The sequence below is a fragment of the uncultured Chitinophaga sp. genome, from assembly GCF_937874145.1.
In the GTDB taxonomy this organism is placed as follows: Bacteria; Bacteroidota; Bacteroidia; order Chitinophagales; family Chitinophagaceae; genus Chitinophaga.
The window spans coordinates 1-19,406 of sequence record NZ_CALNBI010000298.1 but is presented as its reverse complement, the minus strand read 5'-3'; the positions used below and the strand labels follow the sequence as shown (position 1 = coordinate 19,406).

11 protein-coding genes are annotated in these 19,406 nt (G+C 55.9%); 4 read left to right on the top strand and 7 right to left on the bottom strand.

Annotated elements, in window-relative coordinates; all coding sequences use genetic code 11:
- Window positions 1-109: 109 nt before the first annotated feature.
- From Q0510_RS14610 to Q0510_RS14595, 4 genes are all read left to right on the top strand, one after another.
- Complete coding sequence (locus Q0510_RS14610) at window positions 110-1,210, top strand: efflux RND transporter periplasmic adaptor subunit (RefSeq protein WP_298713183.1); 1,101 nt, start codon at window positions 110-112, stop codon at window positions 1,208-1,210.
- A 198-nt stretch (window positions 1,211-1,408) separates the two neighbouring features.
- Entirely contained in the window at window positions 1,409-3,010 is a 1,602-nt protein-coding gene (locus Q0510_RS14605; RefSeq protein ID WP_298713180.1) for an ATP-binding protein, read from the top strand.
- Complete coding sequence (locus Q0510_RS14600) at window positions 3,007-6,591, top strand: response regulator (RefSeq protein WP_298713177.1); 3,585 nt, start codon at window positions 3,007-3,009, stop codon at window positions 6,589-6,591. The genes Q0510_RS14605 and Q0510_RS14600 overlap by 4 nt, the downstream gene beginning before the upstream one ends.
- A 9-nt stretch (window positions 6,592-6,600) precedes the next feature.
- Window positions 6,601-7,425 carry a protein-glutamate O-methyltransferase CheR gene (locus Q0510_RS14595; RefSeq protein ID WP_298713175.1) on the top strand — a complete coding sequence of 275 codons (825 nt, stop codon included), beginning with the start codon at window positions 6,601-6,603 and terminating at the stop codon, window positions 7,423-7,425.
- Here Q0510_RS14595 and Q0510_RS14590 read toward each other — a convergent pair.
- From Q0510_RS14590 to Q0510_RS14560, 7 genes are all read right to left on the bottom strand, one after another.
- Complete coding sequence (locus tag Q0510_RS14590; protein WP_298713172.1) at window positions 7,418-7,804, bottom strand: response regulator; 387 nt, start codon at window positions 7,802-7,804, stop codon at window positions 7,418-7,420. The genes Q0510_RS14595 and Q0510_RS14590 overlap by 8 nt on opposite strands.
- Before the next feature lie 155 nt (window positions 7,805-7,959).
- Window positions 7,960-10,038, bottom strand: coding sequence for a M3 family metallopeptidase (locus tag Q0510_RS14585; protein ID WP_298713169.1), 2,079 nt, complete (start codon window positions 10,036-10,038; stop codon window positions 7,960-7,962).
- A gap of 534 nt (window positions 10,039-10,572) precedes the next feature.
- A complete protein-coding gene (locus Q0510_RS14580; protein ID WP_298713167.1) occupies window positions 10,573-11,838 on the bottom strand; it encodes a hypothetical protein in 1,266 nt (421 codons plus the stop codon).
- Between the two features lie 176 nt (window positions 11,839-12,014).
- Complete coding sequence (locus Q0510_RS14575; RefSeq protein ID WP_298713164.1) at window positions 12,015-13,136, bottom strand: family 20 glycosylhydrolase; 1,122 nt, start codon at window positions 13,134-13,136, stop codon at window positions 12,015-12,017.
- A gap of 18 nt (window positions 13,137-13,154) precedes the next feature.
- Window positions 13,155-14,435 carry an IPT/TIG domain-containing protein gene (locus Q0510_RS14570; protein WP_298713161.1) on the bottom strand — a complete coding sequence of 427 codons (1,281 nt, stop codon included), beginning with the start codon at window positions 14,433-14,435 and terminating at the stop codon, window positions 13,155-13,157.
- A gap of 23 nt (window positions 14,436-14,458) precedes the next feature.
- Window positions 14,459-16,117 carry a RagB/SusD family nutrient uptake outer membrane protein gene (locus Q0510_RS14565; RefSeq protein WP_298713158.1) on the bottom strand — a complete coding sequence of 553 codons (1,659 nt, stop codon included), beginning with the start codon at window positions 16,115-16,117 and terminating at the stop codon, window positions 14,459-14,461.
- A gap of 9 nt (window positions 16,118-16,126) precedes the next feature.
- Window positions 16,127-19,406 (bottom strand): TonB-dependent receptor (locus Q0510_RS14560; protein ID WP_298713156.1); only part of this gene is annotated, 3,280 nt, incomplete at its 5' end.

Genomic DNA, 19,406 nt, shown 5'->3' with positions numbered 1-19,406 from the left:
CTGGTGATCCTGCCGCTGGTTTTCGGTTGGGTGATGAAGACCGCATCCATCGAAAGCGTTTCCCTCGATCCTGAAAATAAAGACAGTAAACACTATATACCTTCCCTGTATGACCAGAATAAATAAAACACCGGGCCTGGCCCTTGTTGCAGCCGTATGGCTCGCCGGTTGCGGTGTTTCGCAGAGCAAACCGGACAATGCAAAAGCGGAACCGGCTACTGCCGTAGCTGCTTTCCCGCTCGCGAAAAATATTTTTTCCGCATCCCTGAGAACGCCGGGAGAGCTGCAGGCTTTCCAGCAGGTAGACCTCTACGCGAAGGTGAACAGCTTCGTCCGCCGCCTGAATGTGGACGTGGGCTCTACCGTGCAGGCCGGTCAGGTGCTGGCAACCATGGAAGCCCCTGAGCTGGGGAGCGCCCTGGCCGGCGCCGAATCGCGGCTCCGCTCGCAGGAGGCTGTGTATCTAGCCAGCAAAGCCAATTACGACCGTCTGTATCAAACCAGCCTCACACCCGGCACCGTTTCGCAAAACGATCTCGACTTGGCTTTCGCCAAGCAGCAGAGCGATTTTGCGCAGAAAGAAGCCGCCAAAGCCGCCTACCGCGAAATCGCCGACCAGCGCAATTACCTGGAGATCAGGGCGCCCTTCGGTGGTGTGATCAGCGCGCGTAACGTGAGCGCCGGCGCTTATGTGGGCCCTTCGGGCAAAGGTTCTGAAATGCCGCTCTTCACGCTGCAGGAACAGAAAAAACTGCGTCTCGTGGTTGCCGTGCCCGAAGCATATGCGCCGTATCTCAAAGAAAAACGTGAAGTGAAGTTCGTCGTGAAGTCGCTCGGCAACCGCGAATTCAGTGCGGTCATCAACCGCCTCGCCGGCGCGCTCGACTCCCGCCTCCGCGCGCAACGCGTGGAAATGGATGTCAATAACAATGATAAACTCCTCCTCCCCGGCATGATCACTGAAGTGCACATCCCGATGCAAACCGCCGACAGCGTGTTCGTCGTGCCTTCCACCGCCGTAGTCAACTCCACCGAAAAAGTATTCGTCATCCGCATCAACGGACAAAAATCGGAATGGGTAGACGTGAAGAAAGGCCGGGAGGCAGATGGTAAAACAGAAATATTCGGAGACCTCCGCGAAGGAGATATGCTTGTGGAAAAGGCCAACGACGAAATCAGGAATGGATCAGCCGTAACGATCAAAAAGTAAGTACGAATCAAAGAGTGGCCAGGTTGACGGGAACAGCGCGGTGATAGGCGCTGTTCCCTTTTTTATTTTCCGCCGTTAAAAATCATGCCATATAATATTTGTCATATCGAATTGATAATCAATAAATTGAGTGTGGAGAAGAATCTACAGTCGTTTTGTTTTAAAAATGAATAATTTTCAGCCGATTATGAGAGAATTATGATTTTAATAGTTGACGACAGGCCTGAGAATCTTTATTCCCTGCAACAACTTCTGGAACTGAATCATTTCAAAGTGGACACGGCCGCATCGGGAGAAGAGGCATTGCGGAAAATTTTGCGTAATACCTATTTCCTTATCATCCTGGATGTGCAGATGCCGGATATGGATGGATTTGAAGTGGCAGAAGCAATAACAGGCTATAGCAAGTCGAAAGACATACCGATTATTTTCCTTTCCGCCGTCAGCGTGGAAAAGCGGTTCATCACCCGGGGATATTCCTCGGGCGGGCTTGATTATATCACCAAGCCCGTAGATCCGGAAATCCTGCTGCTGAAGGTGAGCACCTTTTACCGGCTGCACCAGCAGACGCGTGAGCTGCATGAAGCGCAGGAAGCGTTGCGGCAGGAAGTCATGGAAAGGAAACTGGCGCAGGAAGCGCTGTCGCACAGCCTCGACGAGCTGCGTTCCATCCTGGAATCCATCCAGCAGATCGCTTTTACGCTGGGGCCGGAAGGGAACATCGAATTTGTGAACCGTTACTGGCACCGCTATGCGGCGTCGCCCGATGCCCTGCCCGACACGCCGGAGGGCGAGCCCTCGGTAGCGGAATGCATCGGGAAGGCGATCGCCTCCGCGCAGCAGGAAGTGTTCGAAGTGCGCATCAAGCCCCTCGGCGAAGGCGACTTCCGGTACCACCTGCTCAGCCTTACACCAGTGTGGAAGGAAGGAGCCATCGGCAAGTGGGTCTGCATCTTCAACGACATACACGAGCAAAAAATGATCAACCAGCTGCTCGAAAATCGCGTGGAAGAACGCACCCGGGAGCTCCGCCAGGCCAACCGCGACCTCGAATACAGCAACCATGAACTGCAGCAATTCGCTTACGTGGCCTCCCACGACCTGAAAGAGCCGTTGCGCAAAATACAGGTGTTCAGCAACCTCATCAGCAGCAAATTCGGTCCGGAAGTGCCCGAGGCAGAACATTACCTCAATAAGATCGTTTCCTCCGCCGCGCGCATGAACAGTCTCATCACCGATGTGCTGGAATATTCCAAGATATCCATCGGCGGCCAGTTCCGGCCCACCGACGTCAATACCATCCTCCGCGATATCCTCGACGATATGGAATTGCTCGTCAGGGAAAAAGGCGCGGTGATCAGGATCGATGACATGCCCTTGCTCCATGCCATCCCTTCCCAGATCCGGCAGGTATTCCAGAATATCCTCAGCAACGCGCTGAAGTTTTCGCGCAAAGGGGTTTCTCCCGAAATCACCGTGTCCGCCGAACGGACCGGCGAAGTTTGCGCCAGCGGGGAACTGCATCCCGGGGGGCCGTATTGCCGCATCACCGTCAGGGATAACGGCATCGGGTTCGACGAGCGCTACCTCGATAAAATTTTCGTCATCTTCCAGCGCCTGCACGGCCGTACCGAATTCGAAGGCACCGGCATCGGCCTGGCAATCGTCAAGAAAATCATCGACACCCATGGCGGACTGGTAACTGCATCCAGCAGGGAAGGGGAAGGGTCCTCCTTCACCATTGTTTTGCCCGTACATCAACATCAACTCGAAAACCATATACAAGACAGCGATACATGAAATCCAACTTCCAGCGGAACCTCATCATCGGTTTCGGTTTCTCGCTTTTTTTATTAGTCGTAGGCTCGGCAGCTTCCATCATCAGCATCCGCAACCTCATTTCTACGGCGGGTTGGGTAGATCACACCAACCAGGTAATCCGTCACCTCGACGATGTGCTTTCTCACCTGAAAGACGCCGAAACGAGCCAGCGCGGTTATCTCATCACCGGCGACAATGATTTTCTCGCTCCCTACCGCGGCTCGGAAGATAGCATCATGCGCCATATCCGTATGGCGAAGGAAATGACGGCGGACAATCCGCGACAGCAGGCATCCGCGGAAGACCTGACGCAGGCGATTCGCCAGCGGCTGGCCGTGCTGAATAATAATATAGAGAAGCGGAGGCGGGGATCGGAAATCACGCCGGAAGACATGGAGCGCGGCAAAAGTCATATGGATCAGGCCAGGATGATCGTCAGCGAAATGAAGACTTCAGAGCAAAGGTTGCTGCAACAACGGACCAGCCGGATGAACGCCTTCGCCAGCACAACACCTGTTTTCGTGCTGATCGCCTCACTGGTGGCCATCATCATCACCATTATATCCTTCCTGAAAGTCAACAGTGATTATAAAGAACGCGTGGCTTTGCAGGGAATTTTGGAGAAGAAAGACGAAGACATCACCCGCCGCATCCACATGACGCAGGAGGTAGCGGCCAAAATATCAAGCGGCGATTACAGCGCCCGCGTCACCGATGTGCTGGACGACGGGCTCGGCCAGCTGACCGTATCGCTCAACCGGATGGCCGCATCCCTCGAAAAATCCTTCACCGACCTTTCCGACCGCGAATGGCTGCAATCGGGCGTGGCGGCGCTGAACGACGATATGATCGGCGAATACGAGCTCGCCGAACTGGCGCGCCGCGTGCTGAATTACGTGGTGCCTTATATCAACGGCAGCACCGGCGCCATTTACATCGCAGAAGAAGGTATGCGCCTGCGGCTCTGCGGAAGGCATGCGGCCGAAAAGGACGCGCTGGAAGAAGTGCTGTCGTTCGGCGAAGGGCTGGCGGGGCAAAGCGCCCTCAGCCGCAGGACCATCGTGCTGGAAGAAGTGCCGGAAGGGTTGATGCGCATGCAGGTAAGCTGCGGCGCCATCCAGCCGAAATCCGTTATCGCCGTGCCGCTGTACCACGAACGAAAAGTGATGGGCGTGCTGGAACTTGCGTCGCTACGGAACTTCACCGATAAAGAAAAAGCATTCTTAGAATCCGCCGTGCAGAATATCGGTACGGTCATCCATATCCTTGAAAACCGCAAACGCCTCCAGGAGCTGTTGGAGGAAACGCAGAGCCAGGCTGAAGAGCTGCAAGCCCAGCATGGTGAACTCGAAAACGCCAACAGCGAACTGGAAGCGCAGACGGAGAAACTGCAGGCTTCCGAAGAAGAGCTCCGCACCCAGCAGGAAGAACTGGTAGACGCCAATTCTCAGTTGGAAGAAAGGGCGCGGCTGCTGGAAGAAACCAACCGCCTTGTTAAAGATTCCAACAAAGAAATACAGCGCAAGGCGGAAGAGCTGGCGCAGAGCACGAAATACAAATCGGAGTTCCTGGCGAATATGTCGCACGAGCTGCGAACGCCGCTGAACTCGATCCTGCTGCTGTCGCGGTTGATGGTCGAGAACAACGAGCGCAACCTCTCGCAGGAACAGATCGAATATGCCCGCGTGATCCAGAATTCCGGCAAGGGCCTCCTCATGCTCATCGACGAAATCCTGGACCTGTCCAAGATCGAAGCGGGCAAAATGGACATTGTATATACAGAAGCGGGAGTGGAAGAAGTGGTGAAAGATATGCGCGCGTTGTTTGAACCGCTTGCGCGGGAAAAAGGCGTGACGTTTGAATACGACATCGCGGAAGATGTGCAGGGCGTTTTCGAAACCGACCGCCAGCGCCTCGACCAGGTGCTGCGCAACCTGCTCAGCAACGCCATCAAGTTTACGAACGAAGGCACCGTAACACTGCGGGCATACCGACCTTCGGAATACACCAATACCATCGCTTTCAGTGTAAAAGATACGGGTATCGGCATTGCGCCGGATAAGCTGGACGTGGTGTTCGAAGCTTTCCAGCAGGAAGACGGCTCCACGCGCCGGAGGTTCGGCGGGACGGGCCTGGGCCTTTCCATCAGCCGGGAGCTGGCGCGCCTCATGGGCGGTGAGATCAGGCTGGTGAGCGAGCCGGGGAAAGGTAGCGAATTCACCGTACTGCTGCCGGTATCGTCGGGCGTCGGGAAAGTGGAGAAATTATCCGCATCCGAACTGATGCCCGCGAAAGAGAAGAGCGTGTACCGCCAGCGCTTCGTGAGCGAGTCCATCCCGGTGGGTACGGTGGACGACGACCGCGCGGCCATCCGGCCGGGCGATAAGTGCATCCTTATCGTGGAAGACGATCTCAACTTCGCCCGTTCGCTGCTCGAATTCACCCGGAGCAAGGGTTACAAGGGCATTGTGACGGTCCGCGGCGATGAGGCGCAATCCCTCGCCGAACAATACATCCCCGCTGGTATCCTCCTCGATATCCAGCTGCCGGTGAAAGACGGCTGGGAAGTGATGGAAGACCTCAAAGGCAACCCCCTCACCCGGCATATCCCCGTCCATATCATGTCCGCCTTCCAGGCGCGTTTCAAGAGCCTTTCGAAAGGCGCGGTAGACTTCATCGACAAACCGCTGACCATCGAAAAAATGGACGACATCTTCAAAAAGATCGAGTTCATGCTCAATCAGAACCCCCGCAAAGTGCTCATCGTGGAAGAGAATATGCAACATGCGAAGGCGCTGGCATACTTCCTCGAAAACTATAAAGTAAATACCGAAATCCGCGATACCATCAACGGCAGCCTCGAATCGCTGCACAAACAGGAAGTGAACTGTGTGATCCTCGACATGGGCGTTTCCCACGCACGTTCCTACGATACGCTGGAGCAGGTGAAGCAGGAACCAGGGCTGGAGAACATCCCCATCATCGTGTTCACCGGCAAGAACCTCAGCCGCGACGAGGAATCGAAAATCCGCAGCTACGCCGATTCGGTGGTGGTGAAAGTCGCGAATTCGTACCAGCGGATTATGGACGAAGTGTCGCTTTTCCTCCACCTGGTGGAAGGCGAGAAGAAAGAATCGGAACGCCCCGGCAACGGTCTCGGCAGGCTGGCGGAAGTGCTCCGTGGCAAAAATATCCTGCTGGCGGACGATGATGTGCGCAACATCTTCTCCCTCACCCGCGCGCTGGAAAGCTTCGGCATGAAAGTGATCTCGGCTACCGATGGCAGCGAGGCCCTGCAATTGCTGGAAAAGTATAAAGAAGTGGATATCGTGCTGATGGATATGATGATGCCGGAAATGGACGGATACGAATCCACCCGCCGCATCAAAGCGAACCCCGCCACCAAACATCTCCCCGTGATCGCCGTAACGGCCAAGGCCATGAAAGGCGACCGCGAGAAGTGCATTGCCGCGGGTGCGTCGGATTATATCAGCAAACCGGTGGATATCGATCAGTTGTTGTCCCTGCTGCGCGTATGGCTGTACGACGCAGGGAAGTAAAGCAGGAGTATGCAGCAAGTAGAAATGAAGGACGAGTGGCTGGATGGGTTCCTCCATGATGTGCTGGAAACGCACGGGTATAATTTCGTCAATTATGCGCGCCCCTCCCTGAAAAGGCGCCTCAACAGGCTCGTTACGCTCGACCGCTTCGCCAGCCTCGATGCGTTCAAAGCTAAAGTGCTCGGCGACGAAACCTATTTCCGGCATTTCGTGGAAGAGGTGACCGTAAACGTGACGGAAATGTTCCGTGACCCAGCTTTTTACCAGCTCCTGCGCAAGGAAGTGCTGCCCGCTATCGCCCAGGCGCCGCTCATCCGCATCTGGCACGCGGGCTGCTCCACCGGGGAAGAAGTTTTCAGCATGGCCATCCTGCTGAAGGAAGCCGGCCTGCTCCAACGGTCACTGCTATACGCAACAGACATCAACCCGGCGGTGCTGGAAAAAGTCCGGAAAGGGATTTTTCCCCTGCGGTTCATGAAACAGTACTCGGAAAACTATATTCAGTCGGGAGGAACGCAGGATTTCAGCCAGTATTACACCGCAAAATACGACCTCGCGAAATTCGGGGAGGATCTTGTCCGGCGGATGGTCATTTCCCCCCACAACCTGGCTACGGACCGGTCGTTCAACGAATTCCAGCTGATCCTTTGCCGGAATGTGCTCATCTATTTCGATAAAGACCTTCAAAATAAAGCCCTGCAGCTGTTCGACGACAGCCTGGAAACGGGAGGCTTCCTCGCCCTGGGCACAAAAGAAAGCCTGCGCTATTCCACCATAGCGGCGAAATACAGGCAATTGCCGCAGCGTTTGCGGATCTGGAAGAAAATCAGTTGAAAAAACGGCGGAGAATCTCCTTCAGCGATGTAATGCTGTATTGCTTCACCACGTAATCCGTGGCGCCCAGGGCCTTGGTATCCTGGATGTCTTTCGGGTCGGAAGAAGTAGAGTAAATTACGACCGGAATGCCGGAAAGGTGCGGTTGGCTGCGGATCGCGGCGAGGCAATCCTTGCCGGTCATACGCGGCATATTCAGGTCAAGGAAAATGTAATTGGGTGTTCCATGCTCGCCGGACTTCAGCAACTGCAATCCCTCTACACCATCGTCGGCAGACAGGAAATGCACTTCATCGTTAACGTCCTGCAACGCGAGTTTGAATATTTCCTGATCGTCCCTGTCATCATCAATCAAAAGGCAGCTTATTTTTTGCTTCATCGTCAGGACGGGTTTTTTTGTCTTTTAGTATTGGCAAATGTACTAAAAACCCGGCTAAAACAAGCATATCAGGACACGCTTGTCTTAGATGTTGCAACGCGTAATAAGGTAAAAAAAGGCCGGAGATAGTCTCCGGCCTTTCGTTTGGTTTTCAATTAGTTTTCGAGGCCCCTGTTCTTCAGGAGGAACTTCACCTCCGGGGCGCGGGTGCGGAATGCTTTGTAGAGGTCCATCGGTTCGGCGGTACCGCCTTTTTCCAGTACGTTCTTGCGGAACGATTGGGCTGTGGCGGGATCGAAGATGTTACCCGTTTCCTTGAACGCTGCGAATGCATCGCTGTCGAGCACTTCGGACCAGATATAGCTGTAATATCCCGCGGAATAACCACCGGCGAAAATATGCTGGAAGTACGTGCTGCGGTAGCGCGGCGCAATCTGCGGGATGAGGCCGAGCTTGTCCATCTGTTGTTTTTCGAACTGCAGCGGATCGATCTTAGCGCCGGGGGCCAGGTTGTGGTATTGCATGTCGAGGATGGAGGCGGCGAGATATTCGACAGTTACGAAACCCTGGTTGAATTTGGACGCGTCGTCCATTTTCTTCACGAGGGATGCGGGCAGCTGTTCGCCGGTTTTGTAATGTTTGGCGTACATTTTCAGCACCTCTGGCTCAAACGCCCAGTGCTCCATGATCTGCGAGGGCAGCTCCACGAAATCGCGGGGCACGGATGTACCGCTCAGCGTTTCGTACCGTACGTTCGACAACAGGCCGTGCAGCGCGTGGCCGAACTCATGGAAAAAGGTTTCCACTTCGTCAGGCGTAAGCAATGCGGGCTCGTTGCCGGTGGGTTTGGTGAAGTTGCAGACAATAGACACAACGGGCGCTACCCGCTTCCCTTTTTCGAGCGCCTGTTTGCGGTAGGATGTCATCCAGGCACCGCCGCGCTTGGACGTCCGCGGAAAGAAGTCCATATAAATCACGCCGATGTGGTCGCCGTTGGCTTCTTTCACTTCATACGCCACCACGTCTTCCTGGTAAACCGGGATATCTTTCAGCGGCGAGAACGTAATGCCATACAGCTTCTTCGACACGGCGAAGATACCATCCCGCACGTTCTCCAGCTGGAAGTACGGGCGCAGCTCCTCGGCGTCGTAGTTATATTTCTCTTTCCGCACTTTGTCGGCATAATAAAACCAGTCCCATGCTTCCAGCTTCTCGCCTTTGCCTTCGCGGTCCATCACTTTCTGCATTTCCACGGCTTCGTTTTTCGCTACGGGCAGCGCGGCTTCCCAAAGGCGGTTCAGCAGGTCGTTGGCCTGGGCGGGCGTTTTGGCCATGTTTTCCTCCAGCACGAAGTCGGCATGCGACGTGTAGCCGAGCATACCGGCTTTTTCGGCGCGGAGGCTGGCCAGCTGGCCTACGATCACTTTATTGTCGCGCTCGTCGTTATTGTTGCAGCGGTTGATGTACGCTTTGTACATTTTTTCGCGCAGCGGACGGTTGGCGGAATACTGCAGGAATGGCATCACGCTGGCGTTGTGCAGGGTGAAGCGCCATTTCCCGTCTTTCCCCGCTTCTTTGGCGCTGATGGCCGCCGCGGTCTTCAGGGAAGCAGGCAACCCGGCCAGGTCGGCTTCGTTGTCCACGATCAACTCGAACTGGTTAGTTTCGGCGAGGAGGTGCTGGCCGAATTTCACAGTCAGCAGCGACAATTCTTTATTGATTTCGCGCATCCTTGCCTGTTTGGCGGCGTCGAGGTTGGCGCCGCTGCGCACGAAGGCTTTATAGGTTTTCTCGAGCAGGCGGTCCTGTTCGGGCGTCAGTTTGGCGGAGGCGCGCTTTTCGTACACGGTTTTCACGCGGGAGAAAAGGGCGGGGTTCAGGTAGATGTCGTCCGAGTTCTGCGCCATTTTCGGAGCGATCTGGCGCGAGATATTCTCCAGTTCGGGATTGGTATTGGCCGATGTCAGGTTGAAGAATACCGTGCTTACGTTGCGAAGCAGCTCACCGCTCTTTTCCAGCGCGGCGATGGTGTTTTCGAAAGTAGGCACGCTGCGCTGCATCGTGATCGCACCGATGCGCTGCTGCTGCTCTTTGATCCCCGCATCAAAGGCCGGCATGAAGTGCGCGGGCTTGATTTCCGCAAAAGGCGGCACTTTGAACGAGGTGTTGTAGGCCTGCATGAACGGATTTTGTTCTGCCGGGGCCTGGGCCATGGTGGCGGTTCCTGTCGTCATACTCACTGCAATTATCAGGTTTCGGGTACGTTTAGATATGCTCATGTTGTAACAAGTTGGCTAGTGGCTAAAATAAGGAAAAAAAGCCAAAGGCCCGCCGGACGGCGCTTTCAAATGGATTAGCGGTAAAAACGGCCGCCCTGCCGGAGGGCAGGGCGGAACCGCAGAAGTTTGGGGCGACAGGCCAACAAGGGCCTAAATGGATGTTTGGGGCTACATGGATTTCCGGGGTCAGCTGGATGAATAATGGCTTTTGAGGTTACCATATGGATGGGGGCCAGGATGAATCTACCGTTAAACGGGTACCGGCCCTGATATGTTACTCGGGTTCCGGAGAAAACGGCCGCCCTGCGCGTTTAAGCAGGACGAACCGTTGAATATTGGGGCTGAATGACCTTTTAAAGGGCCTCAAATGGATGTCGGGGCAATGGATTCAATAAGTTTGAGGTTACATCAGGATGTGCGGGGCTGGATGAATAAGTTTTGGGGAATAATGGATGAGCGGGTCGTGGATGAAATTATGCGGACATAAAATCAAAGATCATGCCTTACGGAAAAATACCCTTCGATGGTGCTCTTCCCGATAGGGTCCTGGTCGTTGTCGATGAACACACCGCCTCCCGACATACTGAAGCTGCCGCTCACCATTTCACCTTTTCCGCCAAATTCGCTCACGTTCAAAGCCCCGCCAGCAGGGGTATAGCGCTTCAATGCCTTGTCGTACCATATGCTGGCGTAGTTTTTCGCGGTGCGCATGTCCGCGAAAACCAATGCTGTCTTGCCTAAGCGCTCCCAACCCATGCTGCCCGTGCCGCCGCGCCAGGCAACAACGAAGTATCCTTCTTCACCCATCCCCGACATTTCGAAAGTGGTTTCGTCAAATCCCGAATGAGCGGGGAAGTTTATCCACGCACCGCCGTCAACCCTGAACGAAATGCCGTCGGGAATCACCGTTACCGTGCTCACCACCATCAACTGGCGCTTGCTGTCTTTCAGTGTAGCCGTCACGTTTGCGATCTCCGGTTTGGCTACGGTGGCGGGAGCGGAGTAGGTCCCCAGCCCGCCGTTCCCTTTCACGGTGCCTACGCCGCCCACCGCCCAGGATTTGATGAAGCTCCCCGGCAAAGGGCGCCCTTCTCCCAGCGTAACATCCTGGCCATCAGCCGGCACCAAAGGCGTAAACAGGTCGTCGCCGGCCAGCGGGATGTACGTGGTAACGGAAAGGACCGTTTGCCCGCCTTCTCTCACGGTAGTAGCCACGGGATTGAGTTGTAACCATTGCAGCAGGGCCCAGTTGGAAAAGTGGTCCGTTTGAACGGACACGGTTTTCTGCGCTTTATTCACCACCGGCGCTTTTGCCAGCCGCCAGAAATCCTTATCGTCCTGCCAGGCGATCCCCATCGCTTCGGGGATATTCACCCAGCTTTCGTTGCCGGCCCACGAAAATTCGAGCGTCACGGGCTTGGCGAATATCTTGCCGTGCGGCAGCAGCTGGAAACTCCTGCCCACGCCGCCTTGCACCGTGTTCACCACTTCCTGCACTTCGATATCGGTATTTTCCGTCACCGCGCCAACGGGAATCCGCAGCTTGAAGGAGCCGTCTTCCGACGTAATGGTAGCACCGGCAGGCGTAACGGTGGTAATGATCGGGTCACCGATCGGGTCGCCCACGGGCCTCGCTTCCGGATCGGAAGGGATTTTGCCGGGTTGCTCCGTTCCGGGATCCACCGGCTTCGGATCTTTTTTGCAGGCTGCCAGCAGCAGGAAGACAGGCAGGAATACGCATAACAACTTTTTCATGATGGGGTTAATTTCTTTTTCTGCGACAAAATTAATCCGCCGGATGCGTCTGCCTATAGGTAATGCTACCTAGTGGAAATTTTTGCGCGTATGTGCGGTTGGAGTTGCTGGATAAAAGGAAAGCCGCCCGGATGGGCGGCTTCGCTGGTATAGGGTTTCCGGAATCGGACAGTAGATTACTTTTTCTGCGCTTCGCGGATCGCTTTGAAAAGTTTCTTGAAAGCCACAACATTGTCTTTCGCCAACGGGCGATATTCCCCGCGCTCATAATACGCGTCGATGAATTCTTTGGAATTGAACCACATCGTTTCGAACATGCCCTGCATGCGTTGCCCCAGCGGTAATGCCCACTCGGCACGGGTTGCATCTTTCCGGATGGCAAGCACCTGGTTGAGCTGGTCGATGGCCACTTCCGCGTTGGAGCAGGGGCTCGCCAGCACATTGAACCCTTTCAGCGCAAAGTAACCCGGGGTGGGAGGGGCGCTTTCATATTTCCAGTCGGTGATCACGATTTCTTTTGAAATGCGGTCGATGGCGCGGTGTGTGTCGTTCATACTGGCCTGCCAGGCAAGCAGGTTGGATGTTTTACCATCGATGAGCCGGTCGCTCCACATCCACATTTCCACATTCTTTTCCTTCAGATGGCCATGCAGTTTATTCACATATTCCGCGAAAATCTCCGAACGGTCGCCCCCGCCGCAGCGCGGACATTTATCATACCCGATGATCCACGCTTCATCCAGCCCCACATGCAATGCGTCCGCTTCAAACACCGCTACCAGCTCGTCCATCATCGGGAAGAAAATCTTCAACAATTCCGGGTGGCGCGGGCAAATGCTCTTGCTGTAAAAATCGAACATCCCGCCGTTTTTCCAGGGAACCGGCGGATTGAAGTCAGGGGATTCGTCGAGGTGGGGATAAGCTTTCAGCAAAGGCCCCATTTCCGTTTGCTCCGACTGGTGTGCGAAAAGGTTCATCGTCGGGATGAGACGGATCTTCGCGTCCCGGCAGGCTTTTACGATCTGCTTCACGTCACTTTCAGACAACGCGCCTTTCTCCGCCAGTTCCGGATGCGATTTGTATTGATAGCTGTACTCGATACGGATCGCCAAAGTATTGACGCCCTCTTTCGGCAACGCATTACGGATAAACTCGCAGAACACCGGAACGTCCTGTTGCTTGGGAACACTCATCAGCAGGCCTCTCACAGGCAATTCATTCCACTTGTAGGCCGCTTGCTGCGCGGCGGCGGAAAAGCCGGCGGTTGCAAAAATGCAGACCGCCAGCAGATGTTTCATTACTCTTTGCATAACTTTTTATTCGGCAATTACTTTTCTGATCCTGTTATTTCTTCTGTCAACTACATACACGACGCCATCGGGCGCCACCACCACGCCCGTAGGCGCGCTGAACAACGCCGCGGAGCCCGTGCCGTCCGCGAATCCCGCGGTGCTGCCACCGGTGAAGGTGCTTACTTCCCAGGTCTCGGTTTTTACGAAACGGATGCATTGGTTGGTGTTGGTGGCGGAACCATCCCAGCTGCCGTTACCGGCGATGAATAGATTATCGTTCGCGTCTACGGCTACGCTCCAGGGAAGGTCGAACCTCGCGGATGCTGCCGGACCGTTCACCAGCCCTGCCTGCCCGCTGCCGATCGTAACACCCGCCTCCCAGGTATCCGCTTTGAACTGGCGGATGGTGTTGCTGCCATTCACCACCACGTAGAGATTGCCTTTGCTGTCCACCGCCACGTCGGACGGGTAGCTGAGGCCGGTGATGATCTTGGTGGAAGAGCCGTCGTTGGGGTTTACGCGGTACACGCTCCCTTCCGCCCTGGCGTCGCAATAATACAGCATGCCATTGCGCCGGTCGATGCCGAGGCCCCAGGCCTCGAACCATCCTACCAGCGAAGTGGTGCCGTTGGCGGTCACTTTCCGTATCGTCCATGCCGAAGGGTCAGACACATATACCACGCCGTTACCAGCCGATACGACGTCGAACGGCATGTAGAACTCAGCCTCGTTGGCAGTACCTTCTTTGTATCCGTTATTCCCGTTCCCCGTGAGCGTGGTCACCGTGCCGTCGGGCGCGATCTTGCGCACGCGGCGGTTGCCGGCTTCGGGAACGTACAGGTTACCGTCTTCATCGATATCGATCCCGCAGCGGTTGCCGATATTGAAAGATGCTTCAGTGCCTGCGCCGTCTACATAACTTTCGTTGCCGCTGCCGGCAAATGTAGTTACGACGGTGGAAGGCTGATAGCCGAACTCCTGCGTGCTGGAAGCCTTGTTGCCCCGGATGTTCACTTCGATCTTGCCTGTTCCGGCTTTGGGCGGGATGGCGATGAGGATGCGGTCTTCCACCACACCGGCTACGAATGCGGGCACGCCGTTCACTGTAACGGTAACGCCGGACGTGTCTTTGGTGAAATTGCTGCCATAGATCAGCACTTCCACGCCCGCGCCACCGATGGCCGGCGTGAATTTCTCGATCACCACGGGCGCGTTGGGATCATGTTCGAAACCCTTTTCTTTCTTGCAGCCTGCCGATGCGATGAGCACCAGCAAAGCCATCAGGCTGAATGCAATATGTTTCATGGTCGTTGTCGGTTTGAGAAGTTTTACCATCCGGGGTTTTGTTTGAATTCATCATTGCGGCCCGATACTTTGTCGATCTCGTTCTGCGGAACGGGCAGCCAGTAGTCGCGGTCCTGGGTGACGGTGAATTTGCGTTTCTCTACCACGGGATATTCATACGTCACGTTGCCCTGGCCGGTTACTTTTACGCCGTGCACATCGCGGTTGTCGACGGTTTCAGCGATCTTCCAGCGGCGCACGTCCCAGAAGCGGTGATCTTCCAGCGCCAGCTCGATCCTCCTTTCATTACGGATTTTAGCACGTACTACATCATCCGGGCCGCCGCTGAAAGCGGGCATATCCACCCGGTCGCGCACGGCATTGATGGCGGCGAGCACTTCGGTGCCGGCGCCTTTCGCTTCGAACTGCGCTTCGGCATAATTGAGGTACAGTTCCGCCAGGCGGATGAGCACCCACTTGCGGTCGGTGGCGCCGGTGAGGTTGAAGAGGTTCACGCTTTCGAGGAGATATTTCCGGGGCCAGTAGTTGGTGGTCACCTGGCCAGGCCTCGGCGCGTCGGCGTCGTTGGGGTCCAGTGAGCGGCCTTTCCACATGGCGCCGGGATAAAGGATGGTGGCGTAGAAGCGCGGGTCGCGGTTGTCGTACGGCCGCTGCGGGTTGTACCCGGATGCAGGATCGGAAATGGCCAGGCCGGTCGGTTTCATTTCGTAATCATCCACCAGCTCCTGCAAAGGATTGATGTTGCCATAACCGCCGGCGCCACGGGGATTCAGCTCCTGGTCGAGGCCGCCATCGCGGTAAGCTCCCGGGGCCGGACGGCTCCAGATCACTTCGCGGTTGAAGTATTGTGTGAAGGCGTCGCTGTAATTGGCATTCAGTGCGTAGCCGTTTTTCAATGCGGTATCCAGCGCAGCGCGGCAGGCGTCTGCGGCGAGGTCCCAGCGGGCCTGCGATCTCACGGGCGTGAACAGCGGGCTGGCATGATAGAGCAGCACCCTTCCTTTCAGCGCGAGCGCAATGGCCTTGCTGGCGCGGCCCCAGTTATTCGGACGGGCGGCGTAGTTCGCCGGCAGCAGCGGAGCGGCTTCATCCAGGTCCTGGACGATCGCCTGCATCACTTCATCGATGGAATTACGTTTGTAATAAATGTCGTCCGGATTGTCGAAAGGATTCTGCACCTGCGTCATCAACGGCACTTTACCCCAGCGGATGACCAGCTGGAAGTAATAGTACGCCCGGAGCAACAGTACTTCACCGCGCATGCGCGACTTGCGTTCCGGGTAATTCGGATCGTTGGGTATATTGTTGTAGTTGGCCAGGAAGAGGTTGCAGGAGCGGATCTTGCCGTAGTACTCGGCCCACTGGCCCTGCATGGGAAAGGCCGCCGGGCTCATGGAAGAGTTGTTGAAGCTCCCGGCATCGGGATTGGTAGCCGATGCGTCGATAGCCTGGTTTGTTTCGTCGGTGGCGCTGCTCAGCATCCAGGCGCTTCCGGGCTTGAAGAGGTTGGGAAGGCTCTGGTAGATGACGTTCACGAATTTTTCAGCGTTCTCGATATTCCTGAATACTTCTGCTTCGGTGATCTTGTCGCTGGGTTTGCGGTCCAGGAAATTCTTGTTGCATGCGAAAAGAAATGGCAGCAACAGCCAGATGGATCGCTTCGTTATGCTTGCTATTTTCATGATGCGGGTTTAGAGGTTGATGGTGATACCGGCGTTGAATACGCGCATGATGGGATAAGGCTGCCAGCCCCAGCGGTCGCCCGCATTGGATTCCGGATCGATGCCCAGTTCGCGCACGTTGTCCCAGCTGAGGAGGTTCATGCCGTTCACGTAAATACGGGCGTTTTTGATCTTCACCTTGCTGGTCCAGTGCTTCGGCAGGCGGTACCCGATCTCTACGTTTTTGAGTTTCACGTAATCGGTCTTGCGCACCCAGTAGCTGGAATTGATGAAGTTGTTGCCCATATTGCTCTCGGAGTAGTGCAGCGCCGGGAAGGTGGCGTTGGCGGCGTTCTCCGGCGTCCAGCGGCCTTCGTGGAATGGACGGTAGCTTTCACGGTAGTTCCACACCAGCTGGGCGGAATAAATCTGCCGGCCACCCAGGGCGCCCTGGAAGAGTGCGCTCACGTCCAGCCCCTTGTAATCGATGCCCAGCGTGGCGCCGAAGTAGCTGGTAGGCACGTTCAGCAAAGGCATCATCACGCGGTCGGCTTCGTTGATCACGCCGTTGCCGTCAATGTCTTTGTATTTGATGTCGCCGGGGATCAGCGGTGCGAAAATCTGACGGGCATGCCTGTCGATCTCCGCCTGCGACTGGAACAATCCTTCCGCTACATATCCTAAACCATATCCGATAGGCAGACCGGTGATGCTCTGGTGCGCATATTGCAGCTTGGGCTCATCCATCTCCAGGATCTTATTCTTCACATATTGGTAATTGAGCTTCGCGAAGAGCCCCACGCGCCCTACGTCCATATTCAGGTGCAGATCTGCTTCCACGCCACGGTTGATGATCCGCCCGCGGTTGCGGTTGATGTCTGCCGTAATACCGAGGTACGAAGGAATGGTGCCGGCGTAGGTCAGGATGTCTTTCCGCAGCTCGCGGAAGAGGTCTACGTTGAATTTGATCCTGTCTTTCAGCCAACCCGTTTCAAAACCCAGGTTGGTTTTGGCGGCTTTCTCCCAGGTGATGGCGGTGTTGCCGATGCGGCTTTCGTAATAGCCGCCCACGCCGGTAGCCACGCTGCCGAAGGTGAAACCGTCGGTGCGCGAGAAGTCGGACATATACAGCCAGCGGCCGCCGCCGATCTGGTCGTTACCCACATAACCGTGCGAGAAGCGCAGCTTCAGGAAGCTGAGCGCGCCATCTTTCGGCATGAAATCTTCACTGCTGATCATCCATGCCGCGGATGCCGCCGGGAAGAAGCCGTAACGCTTGCCCACCGGGAAGTTCTCCGACCCGTTGTAACCCGCGTTAAACTCGAGGTAGTATCTTTTATCGTAGTTGTACGTCACCCTTCCCACATAACCTTCATACACCCGGGGCAGGTCGCCGGATTGGGAGCGGAAGTTCCGGTTGAAGAGGAAAAGCCCGCCCAGCGAATGCTTCCCGAAATCACGATCGTACATTAGTTTCAGGTCGTAACAATAGTAACGCTGCCCGCTGCTGAAACCGGAGCGCGACAGGCTGGTGGCGGTGCGGTGCTGGAAATATTCACCTGTATGCGTGCCGGGCTTCGATTTGTACCGGTACGAATCGAACTCCTGGTCAAACGCCACATTGATATCACCGTAATTCTCAAACGTGAAAAGGCCTTTCACCTTCAGCCCCGGTGTGATGAAGTCCAGCTTGCGGGTGAGCGCCACCGAGCCGCTGGTGCTATGCCAGTACGCATCGAGGTAGCCGTTTTGGGTGAGCACGCCGTACAGGTTATAAAAATCCTCCCGCATATTCCCGGAAGCAATGCTGCCGTTGGGGTTCCTGACAGGGGTAAGATGATTCGTCATCTGCGACAGGATCACCCAGTACAACTCCTGGCCCACGCGGTCGAGGGAAGGACTGGTACGGTTTTCCAGGCGGGAAGCGAGGTCAACCTGCAGGTCGGTGTTCTTGTCGAGCGTGATGTCGATGTTGGAGCGGAAGTTGAAGCGGTCGTATTTGTATTTGATGCCGTAGATGTTATCGTTGCCGTGCTTGTACAGGGGCTCCTGGCGCAGGTACGATCCCGACACGAAATACCGCACATATTTGGAACCGCCGTTGATGTTCACGTTGAGCGTTTTCTGCGGGGAGAAGTCGCGCACCATTTCGGTGTACCAGTCGGTATTGGGATAATCGTAGGGCTTGAGGCCGGTGCGGAAATATTCAAGCTCCTGGTCGGTCCAGCGGGGCGCCATGCCGTCGTTTTTCGCGGCTTCGTTCTGCAGCTGGGCGGATTTGTAGGAATCGAGGAACCTGGGGAAAGTAACCGGCTGCTGCATGGCCGTTTGCGCGTTGATCTGGATATTGGGAGGTCCTTCCTGCCCGCGGCGCGTGGTGACCAGCACGATGCCGTTAGCCCCCTGGATGCCATAGAGCGCCGTGGCAGAGGCGTCTTTCAGGATGGAAACGGACTCGATCTCATTCGCGTCGAGCTGCCCCAGGTCGGCGTTGCCCCGGGGCAGGCCGTCGATCACCACGAGCGGGTTGGTCGATCCCGTTGTGTTAATACCACGAATAAATAATTGCGAATAATCCGCACCCGGCCGGCCGCTGTGCTGTACCGTAATCAGGCCGGGGAGGCGGCCTGCGAGGGCGTTGGTGAGGTTGGCTACCGGGCTTTGCTTCAGCTCTTTGGTCTGGATGCTGCTGATGGCGCCCGTGATGCTCTGGCGCACCTGTTTCTGCCCGTAACCCAGCACCACCACTTCGTTGAGTCCGGAGCTGGAGGGCTGGAGGATAATGTTAGGGAGCTGCGTGCGCCCGTTAACCGGCACTTCCTGCTGCTGGAACCCGATATAGGAAATGATCAGCACGCCGTTCGGGGGCGCCTGCAGGCTGAAGTTGCCCCGTTCGTCGGTGGCGACGCCCTGACTGGTACCCTTCAGCTGGATGCTCACCCCGATCAGTTCGTTGTTTTCGGGCGAAAGCACTTTGCCTTTGACGGTGATCTTCTCTTCCTGTCTGGCGGGCGAGATCACCACCAGCCCGTCGTCCAGGATGCTGTAGGTGAGGGAGCGGCCCTGCAGAACGCGGTCGAGCATGGCGGGAAGCGTGGCATTGTCGAATTTGACATCTACCTTTTCCGCGGCGGGGAAGGTTTTGATATTGTACAGGAAGCGGTAGGAGCTTTTCGTTTCGATCCACTCCAGGAGCTTTTTCAGTTCGATCTGCCGGCTTTCGATGGAGAACCGGTTTTGCGAATATCCCACGGCCGCCTGCAGCTGCAGGACTGTCACGGTCATGAGGATCAGGCATAGCTTCATAAAC

Bases quoted from the DNA above. Each gene is read 5' to 3' on its own strand.
- Q0510_RS14610 (WP_298713183.1), top strand. From the start codon at position 110: ATGACCAGAATAAATAAAACACCGGGCCTGGCCCTTGTTGCAGCCGTA.
- Q0510_RS14605 (WP_298713180.1), top strand. From the start codon at position 1,409: ATGATTTTAATAGTTGACGACAGGCCTGAGAATCTTTATTCCCTGCAA.
- Q0510_RS14600 (WP_298713177.1), top strand. From the start codon at position 3,007: ATGAAATCCAACTTCCAGCGGAACCTCATCATCGGTTTCGGTTTCTCG.
- Q0510_RS14595 (WP_298713175.1), top strand. From the start codon at position 6,601: ATGCAGCAAGTAGAAATGAAGGACGAGTGGCTGGATGGGTTCCTCCAT.
- Q0510_RS14590 (WP_298713172.1), bottom strand. From the start codon at position 7,804: ATGAAGCAAAAAATAAGCTGCCTTTTGATTGATGATGACAGGGACGAT.
- Q0510_RS14585 (WP_298713169.1), bottom strand. From the start codon at position 10,038: ATGACGACAGGAACCGCCACCATGGCCCAGGCCCCGGCAGAACAAAAT.
- Q0510_RS14580 (WP_298713167.1), bottom strand. From the start codon at position 11,838: ATGAAAAAGTTGTTATGCGTATTCCTGCCTGTCTTCCTGCTGCTGGCA.
- Q0510_RS14575 (WP_298713164.1), bottom strand. From the start codon at position 13,136: ATGAAACATCTGCTGGCGGTCTGCATTTTTGCAACCGCCGGCTTTTCC.
- Q0510_RS14570 (WP_298713161.1), bottom strand. From the start codon at position 14,435: ATGAAACATATTGCATTCAGCCTGATGGCTTTGCTGGTGCTCATCGCA.
- Q0510_RS14565 (WP_298713158.1), bottom strand. From the start codon at position 16,117: ATGAAAATAGCAAGCATAACGAAGCGATCCATCTGGCTGTTGCTGCCA.